A 24295-nucleotide genomic window follows, 5' to 3' on the forward strand; every position below is an offset into this window, starting at 1 on the left:
CAGATCAAGGGCCACACCCGTTGAAGGATGCATATTCGGCGCTCCTGTTAAGTTCTGTAAAACGATTATCCTCATGCAAATCTTCAAAACTCTGCTCGCATTAGCGTTCATTCCCGCTGTTTCGATCGCCTCAAGCAATATTGAAGTCGGATTCTCACCGGAGGGCGGCGCCCAGGAACTGGTGCTGAAAACGATTAATAATGCCGAAAAATCGATCCGCATGATGGCCTTTTCATTCAGCGCCCCGGATGTGATGAACGCGCTGGTGGCGGCGCAAAAGCGCGGCGTTGACGTGCAAATTGTGATCGATGAGAAGGGAAACATCAGCGATAAAAGCCTGCTGGCGATGCGCTACGTGACGCAAAATGGCATCAAGCTGAGAACCGACGATCATTATCGAATTCAGCACGATAAAGTGATTATCGTCGACGGGTGCACGGTGGAGACCGGCTCATTCAACTTCGCCAAAACGGCGGAATACAAAAACTCGGAAAACGTGATTGTGATCCACAACGCCCCGGACCTGGTGGCGCAGTATCTTGCTCACTGGGAGAATCGCTGGCGACAGGGGGTGGATTTCTCGTCATAAAAAAAGCCGGGTGGCGGCTTCGCCTTACCCGGCCTACAAAACCCTCGATCGCACTGACTCTGTAGGCCGGGTAAGCGCAGCGCCACCCGGCTTTTTTCACCGTTACTGCTGCGGAGCCGCAGGTTCAGCCGGTTCCGGCATTCCCAGCGTTGGCATTCCGAACATGCCGACGAAATCTTCCAGCGGCATTTTCTGCCCGTTCAGCGTGACCTGGCCGTTTGCGTATTGCAGGCTGGTGCCAATCACGTTGTCTTCAAGCGTCGTAATGCGGAACATCTGGCCCATCGCCGCCATGCCTTTCACTTGCTGGCTTGCCAGCTTCGCCGCATCGGCTTCGTTATAGCCTTCGAGCTTCGCTATTTGCGTCATAAACTCGGTAGCCATATCCACCGGAATGGTCAGCTTGCTGTCGATGGACTTCACGCTGCGATCCACTTCCTGCGCCAGAGTCTGCGCTTCACCGGTCGCTGTTGCCGGATCTTTCAGGAACAGAGACAGATTAAAGTTGGTTTCGCCTTTGCCGTTTTTCCAGCTCAGGGGAGCAATGGTGATCACCGGTTCGCCTTTCAGCAGCAGCGGCAGGTTGCTTAACAGAGCATCCATTGCTTTTTGCTGATACAGCTCAGGATTTTTTGTCATCAGCTCTTTATCGGCCAGCAGCGCCTGGCTCTGAGCACGATACTGTTGGCTGAACTGGTGCCACGCCTGGCCGTCGATATTGCCGATTTTCAGCGTCAGTTTGCTGGAGCCCAGATCCTGATTCTGTACTTTCAGGCTATTCAGGCTGTAGTCCAGCTGGCTGTTCACGCTTTTGCCGTCTTTGGTGATTTCCGATTTGCCGTCCAGATTCATGCCTTCCAGCACGGCCATCTCTTTACCTTCCACGCCAAGTGACAATTTCTCAAGGCTAATTTTTTGATCGCCAATGCGTTCATCAAAGCTGGTCAGGCGGCTGTTACCGTCCAGTTTCAGGTTATTGAAGGTCATCTGGACCTTCTGATCGTATTCGTTCACCGCATTGACCAGTCCGCTTTCCGCTGTTCCACTCAGGGAAATTACGTTGCCTTCACGGTCCGCATCCAGTTTGAAATCGCCACCGCTGAAGGCGACTTTCTCTTCACCTTTTTCATAATTCAGCGCTTTCAGGGCGATATCAGAACTCGTATCACCGGCGTAGCTGATACGGGTATCCACCACAAACGGCGATTCGTTTTTCGCCAGGTCGAACAGCGGTTTGGTCGCTTCGTTATTCACCAGCGTGGATTTAACCGACGCCATCGAAGGGATCAGATTGAAATGCTTAAGCTGAGCCAACGGGAATGGGCCGTGATCGACCACTTCGTTCAGTACCACGCTTTGACCGGCCTTCAGCCAGCCATTTTCACTGCCTGCAACGGGTTTAACCACCAGTTGCATGTGGCTCTTGAAGACGCCGCGCTGATAATCCTGATAGCTCAATTCCAGCCCGGCTTCGGGTGCCGTACGTTTAATTTCGCTGTTGGCCTGCGCCACCATTTCCGCCAGACGGCTCTCCAGCTGCTTACCGGTGAACCACGAAGCACCCGTCCAGACCACGCCTAATGCGACAACAACGCTAACCGCTACAACCGATTTTTTCATCGTGATTATCCCTAAAATGAAACCAGGCGGTAGAAACCGCCTGGTGATATAAAGCCTTTAACTAGCTTAGCAAGAGTGCCGATAAACTTATAGCTTATTGAAGACTCGAGCCAAACGGCCAGTGCCGCTGATGCTGATCGGTGACTCATTCGCCGCCACAAATGCCGATTCACCCGGTTTCAGCACCAGGCGCTGCTCGCCTTTGCTCAGCACCGCTTCGCCTTCAACACAGAACAGGATCGCCGCGCTCTGCTGTGAAACCGCTGTCTCCGTTGCGCTCAGGTCATGCAGCGCAAAGGCGAAATCGTCAACCGGAATCGGGAAGTCCAGCTCTGCGCCGTTTTTCACCGGCTGAGTGAGCAGCTCTGCGGCAGGTTTCGCCACGAATTTCACGTTCGCCACCAGTTCAGGAATGTCGATGTACTTCGGCGTCAGACCGGCACGCAGGACGTTATCGGAGTTCGCCATCACTTCCAGCGCCACGCCTTGCAGGTAAGCGTGCGGCGTTTCGGCAAACAGGAACATCGCATCGCCCGGATTCAGCTTCACCACGTTCAGCAGCAGAGGGGAGAAGAGGCCGCTGTCGTTCGGGTAGAATTCAGAGATCAGGCGAATGGTCTGCCACGGTTCGCCCTGCTGGCTGTTCAGCGCGGCTTTCAGCACTGCCAGCGCGTGAGATTTTTCGTCGTCCTGCATGTTCAGCAGGCTGGCAAAAAGCTGGCTCAAGCCCGCTGCATCCGGGTTTTCGAGGAAATGGGCGATGGCATGATGGGCGCCTGCGACCGGTTGCAGCAGGGAGACAATCTCGGAGAACTCGCGGAAGGCGTTCATCGCCAGGAATGGTGTTAAGGCGAAAACCAGCTCCGGCTTGTGGTTCGGATCTTTGTAGTTACGCTCGGCGGCATCCAGCGGAATCCCGGCTTTATTCTCTTTTGCAAAACCGATTTCAGACGCTTTTTTGTTTGGGTGAACCTGAATGGACAGCGGCTGTGCGGCACACAGTACCTTGAACAGGAACGGCAATTCGCCGAAACGCTGGGCAACCGCATCACCGAGCAGCGCGGCTTTATCGGCGTCGATCACATCACGCAGAGAACGCACCTGACCGCTGGCGTCTTCAATTTTTGAGCTGCTCTTCGGATGCGCACCCATCCACAGTTCCGCCATCGGCAGATTGTCGGGATTGGCGATACCGTAGAGATCCGTTAACGCAGTTTGACTTCCCCAGGCATAGTTCTGCACTGAGTTGATGAGTTTTTGCATTATCAAGCCCTGTTTCAAATGTGGAATTATCTTCGCGTATTAAAGCAATAAACCGCGCGGAAGTAACCTGCGCATGTAAAAAGTCGTACTAGTCTCAGTTTTTGTTAAAAAATTGTGTAGGATAAGCAAACTCGCTTTTAAAGCAGGGCAGCGGAACATCTGCTCTTAAATAATCAGACCGAAGCAGTAAGTGAGAGAACAATGTCGAACAAACCCTTTCATTATCAAGATCCCTTCCCGCTGGCGAAGGATCAGACTGAATACTATCTGTTAACATCTGACCACGTCTCTGTCTCTGAATTCGAAGGGCAGGAGATCCTCAAAGTTGACCCCCAGGCGCTGACTTTGCTCGCGCAGCACGCCTTCCACGATGCCTCCTTTATGCTGCGTCCGGCGCATCAGCAGCAGGTTGCCGATATCCTGAGCGATCCGCAGGCCAGCGAAAACGACAAATACGTCGCGCTGCAATTCCTGCGTAACTCCGATATTGCTGCGAAAGGCATTCTGCCGACCTGTCAGGACACCGGTACGGCGATCATCACCGGCAAAAAAGGCCAGCGCGTCTGGACCGGCGGCGGCGACGAAGCCGCGCTGGCGCATGGCGTGTATAACACCTACATCGAAGATAACCTGCGCTATTCGCAAAATGCGGCGCTGGATATGTACAAAGAGGTGAATACGGGCACCAACCTGCCAGCGCAGATTGACCTCTACAGCGTCGACGGCGACGAGTACAAATTCCTGTGCATCGCCAAAGGTGGCGGTTCTGCCAACAAAACCTATCTGTATCAGGAAACCAAAGCGCTGCTCTCGCCGGGCAAGCTGAAAAACTATCTGGTCGAGAAGATGCGCACGCTCGGCACGGCTGCCTGTCCGCCGTATCACATTGCGTTTGTCATCGGCGGCACCTCGGCGGAAAGTACCCTGAAAACCGTCAAACTGGCATCCACGAAATACTATGACGGTCTGCCGACGGAAGGGAACGAACACGGTCAAGCGTTCCGCGACGTTCAGCTTGAACAGGAACTGCTGATCGAAGCGCAAAACCTGGGCCTCGGCGCGCAGTTCGGCGGAAAATATTTCGCCCACGACATCCGCGTCATTCGTTTGCCGCGCCACGGTGCGTCTTGCCCGGTCGGAATGGGCGTCTCCTGTTCGGCGGATCGCAACATTAAAGCGAAGATCAACCGCGACGGTATCTGGATCGAAAAACTGGAAAACAACCCAGGGAAATACATCCCGGAAGAGCTGCGTAAAGCCGGTGAAGGCGAAGCGGTTCACGTCGACCTTAACCGTCCGATGAGCGAGATCCTCGCGCAGCTGTCCCAGTATCCGGTTTCGACGCGTTTGTCGCTGAACGGCACTATTATCGTCGGGCGCGACATCGCGCACGCCAAGTTGCAGGAGCGTCTGGAGAACGGCGAAGGTCTGCCGCAGTACGTGAAAGATCACCCGATTTACTACGCGGGACCGGCGAAAACACCAGACGGTTATGCCTCGGGTTCACTTGGCCCGACCACAGCAGGGCGCATGGATTCCTATGTGGATCAGCTGCAGGCCAACGGCGGGAGCATGATCATGCTGGCGAAAGGCAACCGCAGCCAGCAGGTAACCGATGCCTGCCACAAGCACGGCGGATTCTATCTCGGGAGCATCGGTGGCCCGGCTGCGGTACTGGCGCAGGGCAGCATCAAGAGCCTGGAGTGCGTGGAATACCCGGAACTGGGGATGGAAGCCATCTGGAAAATTGAAGTGGAAGATTTCCCGGCGTTTATCCTCGTGGATGACAAAGGCAACGACTTCTTCAAACAGATCCAGTCGTCCCAGTGTTCGGCGTGCGTTAAGTAGTTTTTTCACAGTGCCGGGTGGCGGCTTCGCCTTACCCGGCCTACAAAACCTTGGGTCTGTAGGTCGGGTAAGCGAAGCGCCACCCGACACAAAAACCCTAGAATCCCGGACCTGGCGATACTTAACCGCCACCCGGCAAAAGTAGAGCGCACAAAGCGCCATACCGTTTTTTTGAAGCAAACAATACTTAATCCAGCATGTGAGCAATGTCCCCCATTTCATTGTTATCAAGGAGAAAGTAATGACCACCACACGTCGCGAGAACGATTCAATGGGCGCTATCGACGTCCCGGCTGACAAGCTATGGGGCGCGCAAACCCAGCGCTCGCTGGAGCATTTCCGTATCTCAACGGAGAAAATGCCCGTCTCGCTTATCCACGCTCTGGCGCTGACCAAACGCGCCGCCGCAAAAGTTAACCAGGATTTAGGCCTGCTTCCCGCCGAGAAAGCGACGGCTATCATCAGTGCCGCCGATGAAGTGCTGGCCGATAAACACCCCGACGAATTCCCGCTCGCCATCTGGCAGACCGGCTCCGGCACGCAAAGCAACATGAACATGAACGAAGTGCTGGCCAACCGCGCAAGCGAACTGCTGGGCGGCGTGCGCGGCATGGAGCGTAAAGTTCACCCGAACGATGACGTCAATAAAAGCCAGAGCTCCAACGACGTCTTCCCGACGGCGATGCACGTCGCGGCGATCGTTGCGCTGCGCGAACACCTCATTCCGCAATTGAAGGTGCTGACCCAAACCCTGAGCCAGAAATCACAGGCGTTCGGCGATATCGTTAAAATTGGTCGCACCCATTTACAGGATGCCACGCCGCTGACGCTCGGCCAGGAGATTTCCGGCTGGGTGGCGATGCTGGAGCATAACCTCAGACATATCGATAATAGCCTGCCGCATCTGTCTGAGCTGGCGCTGGGCGGCACGGCGGTCGGTACCGGGCTGAATACCCACCCGGAATATGCGGTGCGCGTGGCGAAAGAGTTGGCAGAGATCACCGGTCAGCCGTTTGTGACCGCACCAAACAAATTCGAAGCCCTCGGCACCTGTGACGCATTAGTCCATGCCCACGGTGCGCTGAAAGGGCTGGCGGCGTCGCTAATGAAAATCGCCAACGACGTGCGCTGGCTGGCGTCCGGCCCACGCTGTGGTATCGGGGAAATCAGTATTCCGGAAAACGAGCCTGGCAGTTCGATCATGCCGGGAAAAGTGAATCCAACGCAGTGCGAAGCCGTGACCATGCTGTGCTGCCAGGTTATTGGCAACGACGTGGCGGTGAATCTTGGCGGGGCATCGGGCAACTTTGAGCTTAACGTCTATCGCCCGATGGTTATCCATAACTTCCTGCAATCGGTGCGTCTGCTGGCAGACGGCATGGAAAGTTTTAACGAACACTGCGCGACGGGGATTGAGCCGAACCGGGAGCGCATCAGTCAGCTGCTGAATGAATCCCTGATGCTGGTGACCGCGCTCAACACCCATATTGGCTACGATAAAGCGGCAGAAATTGCCAAAAAAGCGCACAAAGAGGGGTTAACGCTAAAAGCCTCTGCGCTGGCGCTGGGCTATCTGAGCGAAGCCGAATTTGATCTCTGGGTGCGTCCGGAAGAGATGGTCGGTAGCAAGAAGTAATCACTCCGCCACATACAGGTGCAGCCGTGGGATAATCAATCGCAGCGGCTGTGCCTGCGGTTTATAACGGTGCTGAATATTTTCGGCATCGTAGTTCAGCAACTCCCCGATATCGGGCACCATCGCCCCCTGGTCGGTGTCGTACAGCGCAATCAACGGCGTCGGGCAGGCGTACTGCACCTGTTTTTGCTCACCGGAATACCAGACGCGCGCAATCGGCTGCACCTTCACCGGACGTTTGATTTTGAGCCGCGCATCGGCAGGCAGCGCGGCGATATTCTCGTACTCCTGTTCGAGACGCTCAATCCACTGCTCGCGCGACCAGGGCGCCATAGTGCGCGGGGATTTGAGACTCTTCTCCAGCATCGACAGCACCTCATTACGGGTGAAATTCTTGATGATGTGCTTGTTCGCCCAACCAAAGCGCAAAGTCGCTGGCTTGCGCAGCAGGGTCAGCGAGCGGTAAGCGTTGAGAGTAATCAGACCCGGCAACTGGCGATGCACCCACTCAAAGCGCGCGGCAGGGGCCAGACCAGACTCTTCGGTGACGATTTTCTCAAACGCGGCCTTCAGCGTATTAATCTGTGAGATCTGATTTTCGATCTGCTCGCGAAGGGGGGCATCGCATTGCAGGCAGATGACGCCCGGCAGGCGCACGGCGGCTTTACTGCTGCGATTTTCTGACTGCTGCTGGATAAACAGATGGCGGTAGTGGGCAATCGTCAGATCCAGCGCCTCTTTTCCGATGTGCTGTTTCACCTCAATCACATCCAGCGGATCGTGTTCCGCCCCTTTAACCACATCCGGCAAGCTAAAGACGCGCGCGGCCAGCAGCCGACAGCTTTTCAGCCGTTCGCTCAGGCTCATCAGTTCATGTTCAATCTGGTGAAAGGTCGAGTTCAGCCGTTCGAGAAGATCGTAAGTCGCCATAATACGCTCATAGTAGTTACAACATACTTATTATATAGCACAGTACGCCTGGTCAGGCTACGGTGCGAATTGGGTCGGGTAGGGTAAAGCTGTGCTTATTGATTGGGATTTAAATATACGAATTTTGTATATTTTCTGTCTCCCGCGCCCCGTCGGTTGATCCAGGACAGCTTAAAAGTATGATGAAAACCTAAAATCGTCACACGTTTTAGCTACCCCGAAAGGGTAAGAGGCAACTTTTGTCCAGATCTGGCCGTTTTGTCTGCGCGCTGCTGGCGTGCGTGTCGTTTTTCGCGCAGGCAGGCGCACCCGACGAACTGACAACCGCGTGGCCCGTCAATGTAGGACCGCTCAATCCCCATCTTTATACGCCCAATCAAATGTTTGCTCAGAGCATGGTGTACGAGCCACTGGTGAAATACCAGACCGACGGTTCGGTTAAACCCTGGCTGGCGAAAAGCTGGACCCACTCGGCGGATGGCAAAACCTGGCTATTTAGGTTGCGTGACAATGTCACATTTTCCAACGGTGAACCCTTCACTGCTCAGGCCGCCGCCGAGAACTTCCGTGCGGTACTGGATAACCGTCAGCGCCACGCCTGGCTGGAGCTGGCCCGGCAGATTGTCGATGTTAAAGCGCTCAATAACACCGAGCTGCAAATTACGCTGAAAAGCGCCTATTACCCGTTCCTGCAAGAACTCGCGCTGCCGCGTCCTTTCCGCTTTATCGCGCCGTCGCAGTTTAAAAATAACGAAACGATGAACGGCATTACCGCGCCTATTGGCACCGGTCCGTGGGTGCTTAAAGAGTCAAAACTCAATCAATACGACGTACTGGTGCGCAACGAGCACTACTGGGGCGAAAAGCCCGCCATCCGCCAGATTACGGTGAAAGTCATCCCGGACCCGACCACCCGAGCCGTGGCCTTTGAAACGGGGGATATTGACCTGCTTTACGGCAACGAAGGGTTGTTACCGCTGGATACCTTTGCCCGCTTTAGCCAAAGCGCACACTATCGTACTCAGCTTTCTCAGCCCGTAGAAACGGTGATGCTGGCGCTTAACTCCGCCAAAACGCCGACGGACGATCTCGCCGTGCGCGAAGCGCTGAACTACGCGGTCAACAAAAAATCCCTGATTGACAACGCCCTGTACGGCACGCAGCAGGTGGCGGAGACGCTGTTTGCTCCGACAGTGCCTTACGCGAACATTGGCCTGAAACCGCGTCAGTACGATCCGCAACAGGCGAAAGCGCTGCTGGAACAGGCCGGATGGAAGGCGCACAGCGGAAAAGCGATCCGCGAGAAAAACGGTCAGCCGCTGCGGATTGAACTGTCTTATATCGGCACCGATGCTCTGAGCAAATCAATGGCGGAAATCATTCAGGCCGATATGCGTCAGGTGGGCGTCGACGTGGCACTGGTAGGCGAAGAGGAGAGCAGTATTTACGCTCGTCAGCGCGACGGTCGCTTTGGCATGATCTTCAACCGCACCTGGGGCGCGCCCTACGACCCGCATGCTTTTATGAGCTCAATGCGCGTTCCCTCTCATGCCGATTACCAGGCTCAGCTGGGCCTCGCAGATAAACCGGTTATCGACAAAGAGATCGGCGAAGTGCTTTCGACGACCGATGAAACGCAGCGTCAGGCGTTGTACCGCGATATCTTAACTCGCCTGCACAATGACGCGGTTTATCTGCCCATCAGCTATGTGTCGATGATGGTGGTGGCGAAACCAGCGCTGGGCGTGATCCCGTTCGCGCCCATCGCGTCCGACATTCCGTTTGAACAGATCCAGCCGGTGAAACCCTGATGGGGCGCTCTATTTTGCGGCGCATACTGCTGCTGGTCCCGATGGTATTCGCCGCCTCGGTGATTATCTTTCTGATGCTGCGTCTTGGGACCGGCGATCCGGCGCTGGATTATCTTCGTCTGTCGAATCTGCCGCCCACGCCGGAAATGGTTGCGTCGACGCGGGTGATGCTCGGGCTGGATCAGCCTTTAATCGTGCAGTACGGCACCTGGCTTTGGCGAGCGTTGCATCTCGATTTCGGGGTGTCATTCGCCACTCAGCGCCCGGTGCTGGACGATGTTCTGAATTTTTTGCCTGCCACGCTGCTGCTGGCCGGTGCGGCGCTGGTGCTGATCTTGCTCACGTCGGTGCCGCTGGGGATTTGGGCGGCGCGTCATCGTGACCGTCTGCCCGATTTCATTGTGCGGGTGATTTCCTTTCTCGGTGTCTCGATGCCTAACTTCTGGCTCGCCTTCCTGCTGGTAATGTGCTTCTCGGTATGGCTCAAATGGCTCCCGGCGATGGGCTACGGTGACTGGCAGCATTTGATTCTGCCCGCCGTGTCAATTGCGTTTATGTCGTTGGCGATCAATGCCCGACTGCTGCGGGCCAGCATGCTCGACGTCGCCGGGCAGCGCCACGTCACCTGGGCGCGTTTGCGCGGTCTGAATCACAAGCAAACCGAGCGGCGTCACATTCTGCGCAATGCCTCGCTGCCGATGATCACCGCCGTGGGGATGCATATCGGCGAGCTGATTGGCGGGACGATGATCATTGAGAACATCTTTGCCTGGCCGGGTGTGGGGCGCTATGCGGTCTCGGCGATTTTTAACCGCGACTATCCGGTCATCCAGTGCTTTACGCTGATCATGGTGGTGGTGTTTGTCCTCTGCAATCTGGCGGTGGATGTGCTGAACGCGGCGCTCGACCCACGCATTCGTCGTCATGAAGGAGCGCATTCGTGAATTTCTATCGTTCCGCGCGTTTTTCCGTTCGCCTGGCGCTGGTCATTATCGCGTTGCTGGCGCTGGTGGCGCTGACCAGCCAGTGGTGGCTGCCGTTTGATCCGCAGGCGATTGACTTGCCTTCGCGGCTGTTGTCGCCGGACAGCCAGCACTGGCTGGGCACCGACCATCTCGGGCGCGACATTTTTTCTCGTTTGCTGGCGGCCACCCGCGTGTCGCTCGGCTCAGTGATGGCCTGCCTGCTGTTAGTGCTGATAGTAGGGATGGTGGTTGGTGGCGCTGCCGGGCTGCTTGGCGGGCGAGTCGATCAGATCACCATGCGCGTCGCCGATATGTTCATGACCTTTCCGACCTCGATTCTGTCGTTCTTCCTCGTGGGCGTACTGGGGACGGGGCTGACCAACGTCATCATCGCCATCGCGCTGTCCCACTGGGCCTGGTATGCGCGGATGGTACGCAGTCTGGTGATCGCCCTGCGCCAACGAGAATTTGTCCTCGCATCGCGCCTTTCAGGAGCCGGAAATCTACGCATTTTTATCGATCATCTCACCGGGGCTGCACTGCCGTCGCTGCTGGTGCTGGCGACGCTCGATATCGGCCATATGATGCTGCACGTCGCCGGGATGTCCTTCCTCGGCTTAGGTGTGACCGCGCCAACCGCCGAATGGGGCGTGATGATCAACGATGCGCGCCAGTATATCTGGACGCAGCCGCTGCAAATGGTCTGGCCTGGGGTGGCGCTGTTTATCAGCGTAATGGCCTTTAATCTGGTGGGTGACGCCCTGCGCGATCACCTCGATCCTCATCTGCTCACGGAGCATGCCCACTGATGCCACAACGTATTGATTTACAGAATCTCGTGCTTGAAGCGGATCGCCCGCTGGTGAAAGGCGTTTCTTTGACGCTCAGGCGTGGACGCGTGCTGGCGCTGGTCGGCGGAAGTGGCAGTGGGAAATCCCTGACCTGCGCGGCCATGCTTGGCGTGTTGCCCGCCGGTGTGCGTCAGACGGCGGGCCAGATTCTGGCGGACGGCAGGTTAATCGCGCCGGATAGCCTTCGCGGAATGAAGATCGCCACTATTATGCAAAACCCGCGCAGCGCCTTTAACCCGCTGCATACCATGACGACGCACGCCCGCGAAACCTGTCTGGCGCTGGATAAACCGTCAGACGCCAGGGCCCTTATCGCCGCGCTGGAAGCCGTTGGGCTGGAAGAGGCGTCGCGGGTGCTGAAGCTTTATCCGTTCGAAATGAGTGGCGGCATGTTACAGCGGATGATGATCGCCATTGTGATGCTGTGCGATGCGCCGTTTATCATCGCCGATGAACCGACCACCGATCTGGATGCCGTGGCGCAGTCGCGGATTCTCGATCTGCTGGACAGCATCATGCAAACTCGCGCACCTGGAATGCTGCTGGTGACGCACGATATGGGCGTGGTTGCTCGCCTGGCGGATGACGTGGCGGTAATGGATAACGGCGTGATTGTGGAGCAGGGCGAAGTTGACGCGCTGTTCCGTGCGCCGACGCATCCGGTGACGCACGGTCTGGTGTCGGCACATCTGGCGCTGTATGGCATGGAGTTAACGTCATGACCTTACTGTCTGTTTCTGCACTTTCGCATCAGTATACGCCTTCAGAGCGGGTGCTTAACGATGTCGCCATGAGCCTCAAAACCGGCGAAACCGTGGCTCTGTTGGGCCGCAGCGGCTGTGGGAAAAGCACGCTGGCGCGTTTGCTGGTAGGGCTGGAATCCCCCGGCCAGGGCGAGGTGTTCTGGCGGGGCGACTCGCTTTCACAGCTCAATCGGGCCAGACAAAAAGCGTTTCGTCGCGAGATTCAGATGGTGTTTCAGGATGCGATCAGCGCGGTAAATCCGCGTAAAACCGTCAGTGAAATCCTGCGCGAGCCGATGCGCCATCTTCTGTCCTTATCAAAAACCGAGCAGATAATCCGATCCCGCGAACTGCTGCGTGCGGTAGAACTGGATGATGCGCTTCTCACTAAACGTCCTCCACAGCTGAGCGGGGGTCAATTGCAGCGCGTATGTCTTGCGCGGGCGCTGGCCGTTGAACCGAAGCTATTAATCCTCGATGAAGCGGTGTCGAATCTTGACCTGGTCTTGCAGGCGAACGTGATTCGCTTGCTTAAAAAACTCCAGCAACAATTCGGGACAGCGTGCCTGTTTATCACCCATGATCTGCGTCTGGTAGAGCGGTTTTGCGATCGGGTTATGGTGATGGAGGCCGGGAAAATCGTTGAGACCCAGACAGTGGGTGAGGCTTTAACGTTTTTCTCTGACGCCGGACGCGAGCTACAAAACGCGGTACTTCCCCCATTCCCCGTGCGCCGATGCGCCAGTTAAGAAGGTTTACACCCGATGCAACGTGTCACTATTACCCTCGATGATGATTTGCTCCAGACGCTGGATAGCCTGAGTCAGCGCAGAGGTTACAACAATCGCTCGGAGGCGCTCCGCGATATTCTGCGCGGTGCGCTGGCGCAAGAGACCGCCCAGGAGCACGGCAGAAACGGGTTTGCGGTGCTGTCGTATGTGTATGAGCACGAGAAGCGCGATCTGGCGCGGCGGCTGGTTTCGACGCAACACCATCATCACGATCTGTCGGTGGCCACGCTGCACGTCCACGTTAGCCACGAGGATTGTCTGGAGATCGCGGTGTTAAAAGGTGATATGGGCGATATTCAGCATTTTGCCGATGATGTTATTGCCCAGCGTGGCGTGCGGCATGGGCATTTGCAGTGCTTACCTGACGAGGACTAAGTCCGTCCGACAGGGTCAGGAAGCGTGATGTGGTGATAGACCGGCCAGCTAAAGCAGAACTTCGCGCCGCCTAATTCACTGGCGTCGCAGCTCACGTGGCCGCCCATTGCCTGGGCGATAGAGTGCACAATCGCCAGTCCCAGACCGCAGCCGCCCGTCGCGCGGTCGCGACTTGGGTCGAGGCGCACAAACGGCTCAAACACCCGCTCACGCTCGTCTGGCGCAATGCCTGGTCCGTCATCTTCCACCGCTAAACTGGCTTCGCTACCGTTCAAATGCAAGCTGATGCGAAGCTGGTTTTCGCTGTAACGCAGGGCGTTGTTGACCAGGTTATCCAGCACGCGCTCCATCAGGCGCATATCCAGCGCACCGTAATCGCCGGGGCTGTTATCCAGCAGCAGCGTGCGCTGTGGATTCACACTTTGCACATCTTCGATATGGCTGCTTATCCACGCAGACAAATCGGGCGTACTGAGTTTAAGCTCGTTCTGCGGGCGATCGAGTCGGGCGTAGGTCAGCAGCTCTTCGATCAGCGCTTCAAGCTGGCCCACATCACGATTAAGCGCCTGCAATTCTGCTTCCGTCAGGTTTTCGCTCATCTCCAGGCGATAGCGCAGGCGCACCAGCGGGGTACGCAGTTCGTGTGCGATGCCGTCAATCAGTAACTTTTTACTCGCGATCAGGGCATTAATGTTATCGGCCATCTGGTTAAACGCCACGCCCAGACGCTCAAAGCTGGAGGCGCTGTCAAAATGGATACGTTCGGTAAGATGCCCGTCGCCAAAACGCTGCGCGGCGGATTCCAGACGCAACATATCCTGCCAGTGCGGGCGCATCCAGATAAAAACCGGAAAGGCCAGCGAGATAGCGATAAACGCCAGCAGCGCCATATCGAGCAGACGCATCTGATGCAAAAAATACAAATAGGGTACGGGACCGACCGCCAGCACGTAATGGCTGCGCGGGATACGCTGAATAAAAGTGTACTGATCGTCTAACGCCACGATGTCTCCGTCGCGCAGGCGTTGCGTCGTAGGGGCATCGAGATCGTAATTTTTAAGCGGTTCGATGCGCATATTAAACGACAGATTCAGGTCCAGCTCTTTCAGCGTGCGCGCCCAATCATGCGGCGGGATCTCACGCAATTCGCTGCGCATCAGATACAGCGAGCTTTTCATCAGGTCATCCAGCGACTGCTTGCCCGCGCGCTCGGCGGTAAACTTATAGACCAGCCCGACCAGCATGGTCATCACCAGAAAACAGACAAACAGCAAAAGATAAAACTGCACAAACAGCTTTTTCATGAAATCACACCATAAATACAATGAGTTAGCTAAACTGATTTTACCTTCAGGGGCACTATGGGGGCAGTGTTGTATTCATCTATGCGCTTGTTGAGGAACGCAATCTGATCGCCGTCCAAAGCATGTATCCAGGCAGAGTAAACGGTATAAACCATCTGTGCGTTTTCATGTCCCATTTGAGTTGCTATGAAAGCAGGGTTTGCCCCGGCTGACAATAACCAACATGCAAACGTATGGCGCGTTTGATAAGGGCGGCGGCGTCGGATGTTCGCTCTCCGAACGGCCACGTTCCAGATCGAGTTAATCGAGCCAAGATTATGTGCAACCTGCTTATCTCTCAATGCCCTCGGCATAAAAACAAAATTCAAATACTGGGTTTCGCTTCTTCCGAACTCTCAGTGCTGAATAGTAATAGGCAGCATTGGGGAAATGGTCAGTCATTTTTATGCATTCAGCGCGCTAAGGGTTGACTCAAGTAATTTAATGGTTCTGATGGCCTTGCCTAAACCTAATGATAACTTTCGCCATCTAATGGCCCCCGCGGGATTAGATGCATTGAGAATCGCCGAGGCTCAACTAAAAGCAGACCGCAAAATCATAGTTTGTCTATTTGAGTGTAAGTTGATGATAAGTAACTACATTAAGGTGATTGAAGTAAAGTGCATCCATGATGTGCCTTCTGGCAGTTGGTGAGATTTACCTTTAGAGATGCCCGAAAATAGCCTTTGGAACACTGAGGTAAAGTCGTGTCCTTTACGTAGGCTAACTGGGGGAGTCTAAGATGAAGCATAATTTCATTTTTTTACATTAGAGATCAAGTTCTGACAAGTAACATTGATGTCTTACATTAACTCAGTAGAAATCACTTTTAAAAGTAATCAGCAATATTTTGTAACCTAATCTTCATCACCAGACAGGTATGTGGTAGATTGCCGTTTTGCGATTTGAATTGTGAGACAGTAAGTGACTGTTACCTCAGTAAAAAACAAAACTAATTATCGTGCAGACATAGACGGGTTACGCGCCATCGCGGTCATTTCCGTTATATTGTATCATTTTGATGTTAGTGGCTTTAATGGTGGGTTTGTTGGTGTAGATATCTTTTTTGTTATTAGTGGCTATTTGATAACGAAAGGAATAGTCTCAGCCTTTACGAAGGATAAGTTTTCTTTTTCAGATTTTTATTTACGAAGAACCCGCAGACTGATTCCAGCTTTATTGGTTGTTATATTTTTAACATTTATATTTTCTTTTTATTTACTTGGGCCAGCTGACTTTGCCTCTTTTTCTGGTTCCGTTGTATATTCTCTCGCAGGGATTTCAAATTTTTATTTCTGGATGCAATCCGGATATTTTGATAGTTTTTCTAATATCAAGCCTCTGTTACATACCTGGTCTCTGAGTGTTGAGCTTCAATTCTATTTGTTGTGGCCTATAATTGTAATAGGTATTGTAAAGTATCTGAAGGGTGTTTATAGATTTATTTCTGTATTGATATTTATCATCTGCTTCTCCTGTGTTTCATTTTACTATTTAAATGTCGATTCTAGTGGTGCATTCTATCTCCCTTGGTTTAGGATGCATGAGTTTGTTATTGGGGCTATTGTGGTGTTCTGTGATGGGGTTCGAATTCGCAGACATATGAGTAGCTTTTTATATATTCTAGGATTGGCTTTGGTGTTAATTCCAATATTTTTTTATGACATAAGAAACATATCTTTCCCCGGGTATTTCGCTTTAATTCCATGTGTCGGTGCGGCATTGCTTATTTTTTCAGGCGAGGGTTCAATTTTTAGAATCTTTACAGCTAATAAAGTAGCGAGCCATATTGGAGAAATAAGTTATTCTTTATATCTAGTCCATTGGCCTTTATATGTGTTGTGGTCCTACGTCCTCGTTGCAAAACCATCCATAATGTGGATTGTTTTAATGTGCTGCGCGACTCTAATTGCAAGTTACTTGTTATACTATTGTGTAGAACGTAAATTTAGATTTCAGACAAACAAATCACTTAGTGGCCCGGCGTTCACTATGGTATGTATGGCGTTCATTGTTTTTCTGACTTTGCCGGCAGCCACAAGTTGGGCAAATAAGGGCTGGGAATGGCGACTACCTAAAGAAGTCCAGAATATTAATAATCTCTCGTCTGAGGTAGCTAAGGATTATACTTGGCAACTACAATCAGCGTTGGTAAAACGTGATAGCTTTGATTCAAGTCATTCAAAACAGAGAGTTCTTGTAATTGGCGATTCACAGTCTGCAGATGTTATAAATATGATGAATGAATCGGGGGTGATAAACAAATTTGATGTAATTGCACGCACAGTGGATTATCAATGCGCAACGCCTTATGTTAATGAGAAAGAGTCTGGAGAGTTCTTTAATAAAATAAATAAAAGAACAATAGCGGATCCTGGACGCATCCCTAAGTGTCTTAAACAAATAGCTGCCGCAACAGATCCTAAACTTCTGGCTACAGCAGATAGAATATATGTAGCAATGTTTTATGAGAATAACCTTGATTCATATGTTCAAAAAGGCATTGAGTTTATAAAAGATAATTCAAAAGCGGAAATATATGTGTTTGGGCGGAAAAACCTTTCTAAAAGTAGTATTGATATAGTCAATGCCTTCGGTCGTTTATATGGTGTTGATAAATATGCTCATGGGTTTGTAGATAAAGATGCTTTGATAATAAATGCTAACTTGGGGAATATCAAAGGTGTTAAGTTTATTGACTTGTTGAGTTTTATTTGTCCCGATGAATTTACGTGTAGGGTACTTACTCGAGATAATAAACCCATTTTTTATGATTATGTTCACTTGACAAAATACGGTGCGAAATCGATAGGGAACGCATTATTTGTTAATCTTAAAGATATTTAATTAAAACCCGCTTCGGCGGGTTTTTTCTTTAATGCTCAACTTACTAAAGAGCTGTAAATAGACCGATTTAGTTCCACGTATTTTTTTGAGATCCCAGCCAGATGATGTCGTAGTCGGTACTCCTCCGGCATCTTTGGCCTTATTGGCGATTGAAAATCATCAAGTTTCCCAGGCGTGCGGCGCGAACAAGTAGCCTTTGTTACGCACGGTTTTGATGCGGTATGGTTCGGTGGCGTTATCCAGCAGCTTTTTACGCAGGCGCGAAATGGCCACGTCAACGCTGCGATCCATACCGTCGTAGCTTACGCCGCGCAGGTTTTTCAGCAGAGCATCGCGATCCATAATTTGTCCGGCGTGGGTGGCAAGCTCCCACAGCAGGTCAAAATCAGCGGTCGAGAGGGCAATATCCACGCCGGAAAGTAATACCTGGCGGTTAACGGGATCGATAGATAAGGTGCCGAAGCGCATCGCTTTGTGCGGTGTGAGTGCAGCAGAAGGGGGTTGGCTCTCGGTTGCAACACGCTGGCGCAGGTGCAAACGCAGACGCGCCAGCAGCACCGCAGGCGGCGTGGTTTTGAGAATATAATCGTTGGCACCCATTTCCAGCGACAAAATATGGTTCATGTCGCTGTCGAGCGACGTGAGCAGCACGATCGGACCATCCCACTGCGCGCGCAGATCGCGACACACGGTCATCCCGTCTTTGCCGGGCAGCATGATATCCAGCAGTACCAGGTCGGGTTTCTCGCGCAGCACCACTTCTTCAGCCCGGTCGCCACGCGGCTCAACGATAACATCCATATCGTGTTTTCCCAGATAGGCGGCGATCAGCTGGCCGACTTCGGGTTCATCCTCAACAAAAACGATCTTATTCATACAACGTCTGTTTTCGCGAAAAAAGCCAACATACACCGCGCAACCTTAACCTTCCATTAATCTTTCAAAATTAACCTCAGTTCCGTTATTCTGGGCTTAATTGTTGTTTGATTGTTAAGGGAAAATGGATGGCGCTTTTGATCAAAGCCGCGCTGGGTGCGCTGGTGGTGGTGCTGATTGGCATTTTAGCGAAGACTAAAAATTACTATATCGCCGGGCTGATCCCGCTATTTCCGACCTTTGCGCTGATTGCCCATTATATTGTGGCCTCTGAGCGGGGAATTGAGGCGCTGCGGACCACCATCGTGTTTGGCATGTGGTCGATCATTCCCTATTTTATCTATCTGCTTTCCCTGTGGTATTTCACCGCCATAATGCGCCTTCCGCTGGCGCTGGGCGGCGCCGTGGTGTGCTGGAGCCTCAGCGCCTGGGTGTTGATATTCTTCTGGAGCCGTTTTCACTAATTCAGCGGACGGCCGCCGTCCACGCCAAACGAACGACCGGTGACGTAGCAACTGGTCAGCAAGTAGTCGATAAGGTCAATGACCTCTTTCTCGCCCGGTGCGATTTTCATCAGCGATTTATTGAGCGCTTTCTGGCGATATTCCGCATCGTCATCGTCGTTGAACATAATCAATGACGGGGCGATGGCATTGACCTTGACCTCCGGGGCCAGCTTGCGGGCGAACGAACGGGTCATGTTATCCAGCGCCGCCTTGCTCGCCGCATAGGCGATATGTTTGTCGCTCCCGCGCTCCACCACATAATCGGTAAAGTGAATGATATCGCTGGCGGCATGACCGTGCCCGCAGAGTAAATCCTGCAACGCATGATTGAGCAGATAGGGGGCGTGAACGTGGATTTGCATCATCGCTGCGAGAGTCTCACTGAGCGGCGTTCCCGGCTTTTCAGCCTGCCAGGCGCTGGCGTTATGCACGATGGCACGCAGGCCGCCAGTGGCCGATTTTACGTTATCGGCAAAGTCGAGAATCCCGGCATCCGTAGAGAAATCAGCTTGAATGCACACCGCGCCAGCGCGTCTTAATCCTTCGATGGAGCCGTATTCAGTACGGTAGCTGACAATCACCGGCTGGTGTTGGTTAAGAAAGTGGTGGGCAAGGGCGAGGCCGATACGTCGGCCTGCACCCGTAATGAGAATCGGGCGTTGCTGTGTGTTTCCCATCGTGTTCTCCTTTTCCGTTCGACAATGGGAAAAACGTCGCTTATCCCATCAACATCCACGTTGCCGGTACGGCAGCAACCAGTAACATGCCAATCAACGCCATTTCACGGCGCTTCAAGGCGTGTCCGAGCTGATGCGTGCGGCGGGCGTAGATAAACACCAGCAGGCCCGGTGCGTACAGCACAACGGACAGCAGCAGATGCATTGGCCCTGACGCATACAATAACCATAACCCATAGACGCAGGCACCGACACCGACCATGTAATGTGCCGGGCGGGTGGCTATTTTTAGCAAATATGCGCCGACTAAGAAATAGGGTACCAGAATCATTTCGGAGGCGATGGTCAGCAGGGTGTTATAGTCTGAGCCTGTGAGCCAGATCAGCACCAGACAGACCTGCACGCTGATGTTGGTCAGCCATAGCGATGCGGAAGGCGCGCTGTTTTTATTCTGACGGGCGAAAAGACGCGGGAAGGCTTTATGCGTCGCGGCCAGGAACGGCACTTCAGCTGCCATAATGGTCCAGCTCAGGTATGCGCCGCAGACCGAGACAATCAGCCCTGCGGCAATCACCACATCGCCCCAGGACCCCATCATTTTGACCATCAGGCCAGCCATCGACGGATTGCGCATTTCAGCAAGCTCTGGGCGAGCCACCACACCGATAGAGAGTAGCGTCACCAGCAGATAGACGCTGAGTGCAGCCAGCACCGCCAGCAGCGTGGCCCGACCGACGTCGCGCTTGTTACGCGCTCGCGCCGACACCACCACCGCGCCTTCCACACCGATAAACACCCATAGGGTGATCAGCATGGTGTTTTTCACCTGTTCCCAGACCGGCACGCCGAGCGCGACACCGCTGAAATCGAGGCTGAACACATCGAGACGAAACGCGATAAACGCCAGAACAATGAACAGACCCAGCGGAACCAGTTTTGCCAGCGTTGCCACCAAATTGATGCTCGCCGCTGTCTGCACGCCGCGCAGTACCAGCCAGTGAACCAGCCACAGCAGCACTGAAGCACCGATGATGGATTGCCAGGTATTGCCATCACCAAAGAAGCGCAATTCAGGCGTATCGGTAAAGAAGCTCAGCGCGGAGAAGACGATCACCAGATAGGAGACATTAGCGATCACCGCACAGAGCCAGTAGCCCCAGGCAGAGCAGAAGCCAATCAGCTCGCCAAAACCTTCGCGAGCATAGGTAAATATGCCGCCGTCCAGATCCGGGCGGATGCGCGTGAGTAAGAGCATGGCAAAGGCCAGCAGTAAGATCCCGACACCGGTGATCCCCCAACCGATGAGCAGCGCCGCTGGGCTGGCGACTTCCGCCATATTCTGCGGCAAACTGAATACGCCTGCGCCCAGCATGGAGCTTAAAACGAGCGCAGTTAAAGCGCTTAGGCCAAGTTTCTTTTCCATTGGCTTCCTGTTATGAAAGGTCCAAATCCAGAATAATTATTTCGCATAAGCGCATAAAAATGGTGGATCACACTAAGGCGCGGGATTTTACGGAGTGTCTTGCAGGCATGCAATGATGTGAGGCAGAAATTAGATAAAAGTTACAAAAAAGGCGGCATTGCGCCGCCTTTTCACACCTGTTTTGTTACTTGTACAGGTCAGCGCTGATGGTCATGTTATTACCACGTTCCTGCCACTGGCGGGTGATGTGATAATACTTAGCCCCTTTCTTCTGCGCACGCTTCGCCACCTGATAAGAGACTTCGGTCATGTTGCCGTAGTTTCCGGTGAACTTAATGCTGTCGAACGGAACCATCTGCGCAGCAGTGGTGTTGTTCAACTCTTCAATTTTAGTGCCGTCTGGCAGAGTGACAGTGTAACGGCCACCTTTGGTCGTCTGTGTTTCAAAGAAACGACCCACTTCAGCGCTTGGTGCCGCAGACATTGCTACGCCTGGGATCTCAACTTTCTTCGCTGCTTCGCCGCCTTTTGCAATGGCTGCGCGACCCGCATCAGAATCTGCCGGGATCACATCCGGGCTTTGCAGGACGCGTTTTTTCGCATCGGCTTTATAGATAAAAGCGGTGATACGCTGGTTGCCGCCCTGGTTGGCGTCAATCTGGCGCACGATATAGAAAGAGGCCGCGCCTTTGGCTTTTGCCGCTTTGGTGATGGCATCGTTCACTTCAGGCTGGGTGCGATAAAAACCCTGGATGGTGACAGTATCATAGGGCTCCAGGGCAATAGCCTGGTCCTTTGGCAGTTCGGTCACACCATTAATCACGCGGTTTTTCGGCGCGTCAGCTTTCGGCGCGTCGTTTTTATACAGTGCTACGATGACGCGCTGATTGCCGCTGTTACCGTAGTCAGATCGATCAACGACATAAAATGAGTCCGCGCCGACTTTATCGGCCTGCTTGGATGCGGCTTCAATGGTGTCGCCAATGGCGTTAAAACGACCGACAATGATTGCACGATCGTAAGGCTTCAACGCTGCCGCTTGCTCCGGCGTTAACTCTGTCGCTGCGTTAGCGGACAGGGCGGTCGCAGAAAGGAGTGCGGACGCCAGGAGAGTGTTCTTAAGCTTCATAAAAATAATCCTTCGCCTTGCGCAAACCAGGTACTGGTGTTGTTGTTAATTTGAAATCGTCGCCGATTATGGCATTTAAATCCCGTCGCTGTCTGCGCGATTTTTCACTCCCTGTGCTCGCGACAGGATCAAATTCGATAACATTTGCTGATATGTCGAGTAAACAGGCGTTTGAGCAGTAAAACTGATTAAGCATATGACTTTTACAAGTTAATTTAATGTTAATAAGTTGTTTTAATACGGCGCTATATCATGTTTTTACCGCTTCGCTTGAGCTATTTATCGGGCCTGGCGATGAAATTAAGGTAAATATCGCTGTCAGAGACGGCGATCACTTATTTTTCACAGATAAAGTCAGAAATAGTGTTTTCTTGCTGTAGATCACAGGCGGTATTTTCAGTAGGTTATAGAAAGTTTGTTACTGTTTTATTTTCCGCGGTTTTTCATCCGGCAGAGCGAGCACGTATCGAATGCTTATGCAAACCACGGTCATTTATCGACAAACCATCATCAAGAACCGATGGAAGGGAAAACTATGCGTATTGGGGTACCAAAAGAACGGTTAGCCAATGAAACCCGCGTTGCTGCTACGCCGAAAACGGTTGAGCAGTTACTTAAACTGGGTTTCACCGTCGCGGTAGAAAGCGGCGCGGGTAAACTGGCGAGCTTCGATGACGAGGCATTTATTCAGGCTGGCGCCGAGATTGTGGGCGAGGCTGAAATTTGGCAAGCGCCGGTGATTCTGAAGGTGAACGCGCCAACCGAGAGCGAAATTGCGCTGTTGAATCCTGGGACGACGCTGGTGAGTTTCGTCTGGCCTGCACAGAACCCGGAGCTGATGGAAAAGCTCGCCGCGCGCGGTGTTACCGTGATGGCGATGGACTCCGTGCCGCGTATTTCGCGCGCCCAGTCGCTGGATGCGCTGAGTTCTATGGCGAATATCGCCGGTTATCGTGCGATTGTTGAAGCTGCCCATGAATTTGGCCGCTTCTTTACCGGTCAAATCACTGCTGCGGGTAAAGTTCCGCCAGCAAAAGTGATGGTGATTGGTGCGGGTGTCGCCGGTCTTGCCGCGATCGGCGCGGCCAACAGCCTTGGCGCCATCGTTCGCGCCTTTGATACCCGCCCGGAAGTAAAAGAACAGGTCCAGAGTATGGGCGCAGAGTTCCTTGAGCTGGATTTCAAGGAAGAAGCGGGCAGCGGTGATGGCTACGCCAAAGTGATGTCTGAAGCGTTCATCAAAGCGGAAATGGAACTGTTTGCGGCCCAGGCTAAAGATGTCGATATCATCGTCACCACGGCGCTGATCCCGGGTAAACCGGCTCCGAAGCTGATCACCCGTGAAATGGTTGATTCGATGAAAGCCGGCAGCGTGATTGTCGATCTGGCCTCCCAGAACGGCGGTAACTGCGAATACACCGTGCCAAACGAAGTGATGACTACGGCGAATGGCGTAAAAATCATCGGTTATACCGACTTGCCAGGCCGTCTGCCTACACAATCTTCCCAGCTGTATGGCACCAACCTTGTTAACTTGCTGAAACTGCTGTGCAAAGAGAAAGACGGCAACGTAGTGGTTGATTTTGATGATGTGGTGGTACGCGGCGTTACGGTCATCCGTGATGGCGAAATCACCTGGCCTGCACCGCCGATTCAGGTTTCTGCACAACCGCAAGCCGCAGCGAAAGCCGCTCCTGTACCAAAAGAACCGCCTAAACCCGTTTCTCCGTGGCGCAAATATGCGCTGATGGCGCTGGTGATTATTCTGTTCGGCTGGCTGGCTGATGTGGCACCGAAAGAGTTCCTCGGCCACTTTACCGTCTTTGCGCTGTCGTGCGTGGTTGGTTATTACGTGGTGTGGAATGTGTCTCACGCGCTGCATACGCCGCTGATGTCGGTCACAAACGCCATTTCAGGGATTATTGTGGTGGGTGCGTTACTGCAGATTGGTCACGGCGGCTGGATTAGCTTCCTGAGCTTTATCGCGGTGCTTATCGCCAGTATCAATATTTTCGGTGGTTTCACCGTGACTCAGCGCATGCTGAAAATGTTTCGTAAAGGCTAAGGGGTAG

Annotated in this window: 20 protein-coding genes and 1 pseudogene; 12 read left to right on the forward strand and 9 right to left on the reverse strand. The window is 53.2% G+C overall.

The features are described from left to right. The first annotated feature begins 73 nt into the window (after window positions 1-73). Window positions 74-589: a phospholipase D family nuclease gene (locus tag JBO43_RS00370; RefSeq protein ID WP_103946394.1), complete on the forward strand. Its 516-nt coding sequence runs from the start codon at window positions 74-76 to the stop codon at window positions 587-589. A gap of 102 nt (window positions 590-691) precedes the next feature. Here JBO43_RS00370 and JBO43_RS00375 read toward each other — a convergent pair whose 3' ends face one another. Together JBO43_RS00375 and manA are read right to left on the reverse strand one after the other, a co-directional pair. Then, window positions 692-2209, reverse strand: coding sequence for a YdgA family protein (locus JBO43_RS00375; RefSeq protein WP_103946393.1), 1518 nt, complete (start codon window positions 2207-2209; stop codon window positions 692-694). A gap of 87 nt (window positions 2210-2296) precedes the next feature. Beyond that, window positions 2297-3472 (reverse strand): mannose-6-phosphate isomerase, encoded by a 1176-nt coding sequence (gene manA, locus JBO43_RS00380; RefSeq protein ID WP_095281840.1) that lies wholly within the window; start codon window positions 3470-3472, stop codon window positions 2297-2299. A gap of 201 nt (window positions 3473-3673) precedes the next feature. On the opposite strand from manA, the gene fumA reads away from it, so the two are divergent. Together fumA and fumC are read left to right on the forward strand one after the other, a co-directional pair. Next, a complete protein-coding gene (gene fumA, locus JBO43_RS00385) occupies window positions 3674-5320 on the forward strand; it encodes a class I fumarate hydratase FumA (protein ID WP_095281841.1) in 1647 nt (548 codons plus the stop codon). A 241-nt stretch (window positions 5321-5561) separates the two neighbouring features. After that, a complete protein-coding gene (gene fumC, locus JBO43_RS00390; protein WP_202673454.1) occupies window positions 5562-6956 on the forward strand; it encodes a class II fumarate hydratase in 1395 nt (464 codons plus the stop codon). On the opposite strand, the gene tus is transcribed toward fumC, so the two are convergent. Then, window positions 6957-7886, reverse strand: coding sequence for a DNA replication terminus site-binding protein (gene tus, locus JBO43_RS00395; RefSeq protein WP_202673455.1), 930 nt, complete (start codon window positions 7884-7886; stop codon window positions 6957-6959). A 239-nt stretch (window positions 7887-8125) separates the two neighbouring features. Here tus and nikA point away from each other — a divergent pair, with 239 nt between their 5' ends. Genes nikA through nikR form a run of 6 tightly spaced genes read left to right on the forward strand, consistent with a single transcriptional unit; the run spans window position 8126 to window position 13422 of the window. Further along, on the forward strand, window positions 8126-9697 hold the full coding sequence (gene nikA / locus JBO43_RS00400) for a nickel ABC transporter substrate-binding protein (RefSeq protein WP_202673456.1): 1572 nt from the start codon (window positions 8126-8128) through the stop codon (window positions 9695-9697). Next, window positions 9697-10641 carry a nickel ABC transporter permease subunit NikB gene (nikB, locus tag JBO43_RS00405; RefSeq protein WP_202673457.1) on the forward strand — a complete coding sequence of 315 codons (945 nt, stop codon included), beginning with the start codon at window positions 9697-9699 and terminating at the stop codon, window positions 10639-10641. Before nikA ends, nikB begins: the two co-directional genes overlap by 1 nt. Then, window positions 10638-11471, forward strand: coding sequence for a nickel ABC transporter permease subunit NikC (gene nikC, locus JBO43_RS00410; protein WP_103946387.1), 834 nt, complete (start codon window positions 10638-10640; stop codon window positions 11469-11471). Before nikB ends, nikC begins: the two co-directional genes overlap by 4 nt. Further along, window positions 11471-12235 carry a nickel import ATP-binding protein NikD gene (gene nikD, locus JBO43_RS00415; RefSeq protein ID WP_202673458.1) on the forward strand — a complete coding sequence of 255 codons (765 nt, stop codon included), beginning with the start codon at window positions 11471-11473 and terminating at the stop codon, window positions 12233-12235. The genes nikC and nikD overlap by 1 nt, the downstream gene beginning before the upstream one ends. Beyond that, a complete protein-coding gene (nikE, locus tag JBO43_RS00420; RefSeq protein ID WP_202673459.1) occupies window positions 12232-13005 on the forward strand; it encodes a nickel import ATP-binding protein NikE in 774 nt (257 codons plus the stop codon). Before nikD ends, nikE begins: the two co-directional genes overlap by 4 nt. Before the next feature lie 15 nt (window positions 13006-13020). Then, complete coding sequence (nikR, locus tag JBO43_RS00425) at window positions 13021-13422, forward strand: nickel-responsive transcriptional regulator NikR (RefSeq protein WP_095281849.1); 402 nt, start codon at window positions 13021-13023, stop codon at window positions 13420-13422. Here the strand turns inward: nikR and rstB are convergent. Continuing rightward, complete coding sequence (gene rstB, locus JBO43_RS00430; protein ID WP_103946385.1) at window positions 13419-14726, reverse strand: two-component system sensor histidine kinase RstB; 1308 nt, start codon at window positions 14724-14726, stop codon at window positions 13419-13421. The two genes, nikR and rstB, sit on opposite strands and share 4 nt — an antisense overlap. A 29-nt stretch (window positions 14727-14755) precedes the next feature. Then, window positions 14756-15121 (reverse strand): annotated as a pseudogene (locus tag JBO43_RS00435) (tyrosine-type recombinase/integrase); the annotation flags it as partial. Between the two features lie 568 nt (window positions 15122-15689). On the opposite strand from JBO43_RS00435, the gene JBO43_RS23110 reads away from it, so the two are divergent. Beyond that, window positions 15690-17612 carry an acyltransferase family protein gene (locus tag JBO43_RS23110; RefSeq protein ID WP_202673460.1) on the forward strand — a complete coding sequence of 641 codons (1923 nt, stop codon included), beginning with the start codon at window positions 15690-15692 and terminating at the stop codon, window positions 17610-17612. 159 nt (window positions 17613-17771) lie between these two features. Here the strand turns inward: JBO43_RS23110 and rstA are convergent, their stop codons facing one another. Continuing rightward, the gene (rstA, locus tag JBO43_RS00445) at window positions 17772-18488 is read right to left on the reverse strand and encodes a two-component system response regulator RstA (protein WP_103949057.1); all 717 of its coding nucleotides are present in this window, start codon (window positions 18486-18488) and stop codon (window positions 17772-17774) included. 128 nt (window positions 18489-18616) lie between these two features. On the opposite strand from rstA, the gene JBO43_RS00450 reads away from it, so the two are divergent. After that, window positions 18617-18952 carry a GlpM family protein gene (locus JBO43_RS00450; RefSeq protein ID WP_202673461.1) on the forward strand — a complete coding sequence of 112 codons (336 nt, stop codon included), beginning with the start codon at window positions 18617-18619 and terminating at the stop codon, window positions 18950-18952. Here the strand turns inward: JBO43_RS00450 and folM are convergent. The 3 genes from folM to ydgH form a co-directional block, all read right to left on the reverse strand. Then, window positions 18949-19671, reverse strand: coding sequence for a dihydromonapterin reductase (gene folM, locus JBO43_RS00455; RefSeq protein WP_095281855.1), 723 nt, complete (start codon window positions 19669-19671; stop codon window positions 18949-18951). The genes JBO43_RS00450 and folM overlap by 4 nt on opposite strands. Before the next feature lie 40 nt (window positions 19672-19711). Then, the gene (locus tag JBO43_RS00460) at window positions 19712-21094 is read right to left on the reverse strand and encodes an amino acid permease (protein ID WP_202673462.1); all 1383 of its coding nucleotides are present in this window, start codon (window positions 21092-21094) and stop codon (window positions 19712-19714) included. 184 nt (window positions 21095-21278) lie between these two features. Further along, window positions 21279-22223 (reverse strand): DUF1471 family protein YdgH, encoded by a 945-nt coding sequence (ydgH, locus tag JBO43_RS00465; RefSeq protein WP_095281858.1) that lies wholly within the window; start codon window positions 22221-22223, stop codon window positions 21279-21281. 535 nt (window positions 22224-22758) lie between these two features. Here ydgH and pntA point away from each other — a divergent pair. Then, the gene (gene pntA / locus JBO43_RS00470; RefSeq protein ID WP_202673463.1) at window positions 22759-24288 is read left to right on the forward strand and encodes a Re/Si-specific NAD(P)(+) transhydrogenase subunit alpha; all 1530 of its coding nucleotides are present in this window, start codon (window positions 22759-22761) and stop codon (window positions 24286-24288) included. Window positions 24289-24295: the final 7 nt, after the last annotated feature.

The organism is Lelliottia jeotgali (assembly GCF_016771845.1).
GTDB classification, from domain to species: domain Bacteria; phylum Pseudomonadota; class Gammaproteobacteria; order Enterobacterales; family Enterobacteriaceae; genus Enterobacter; species Enterobacter jeotgali.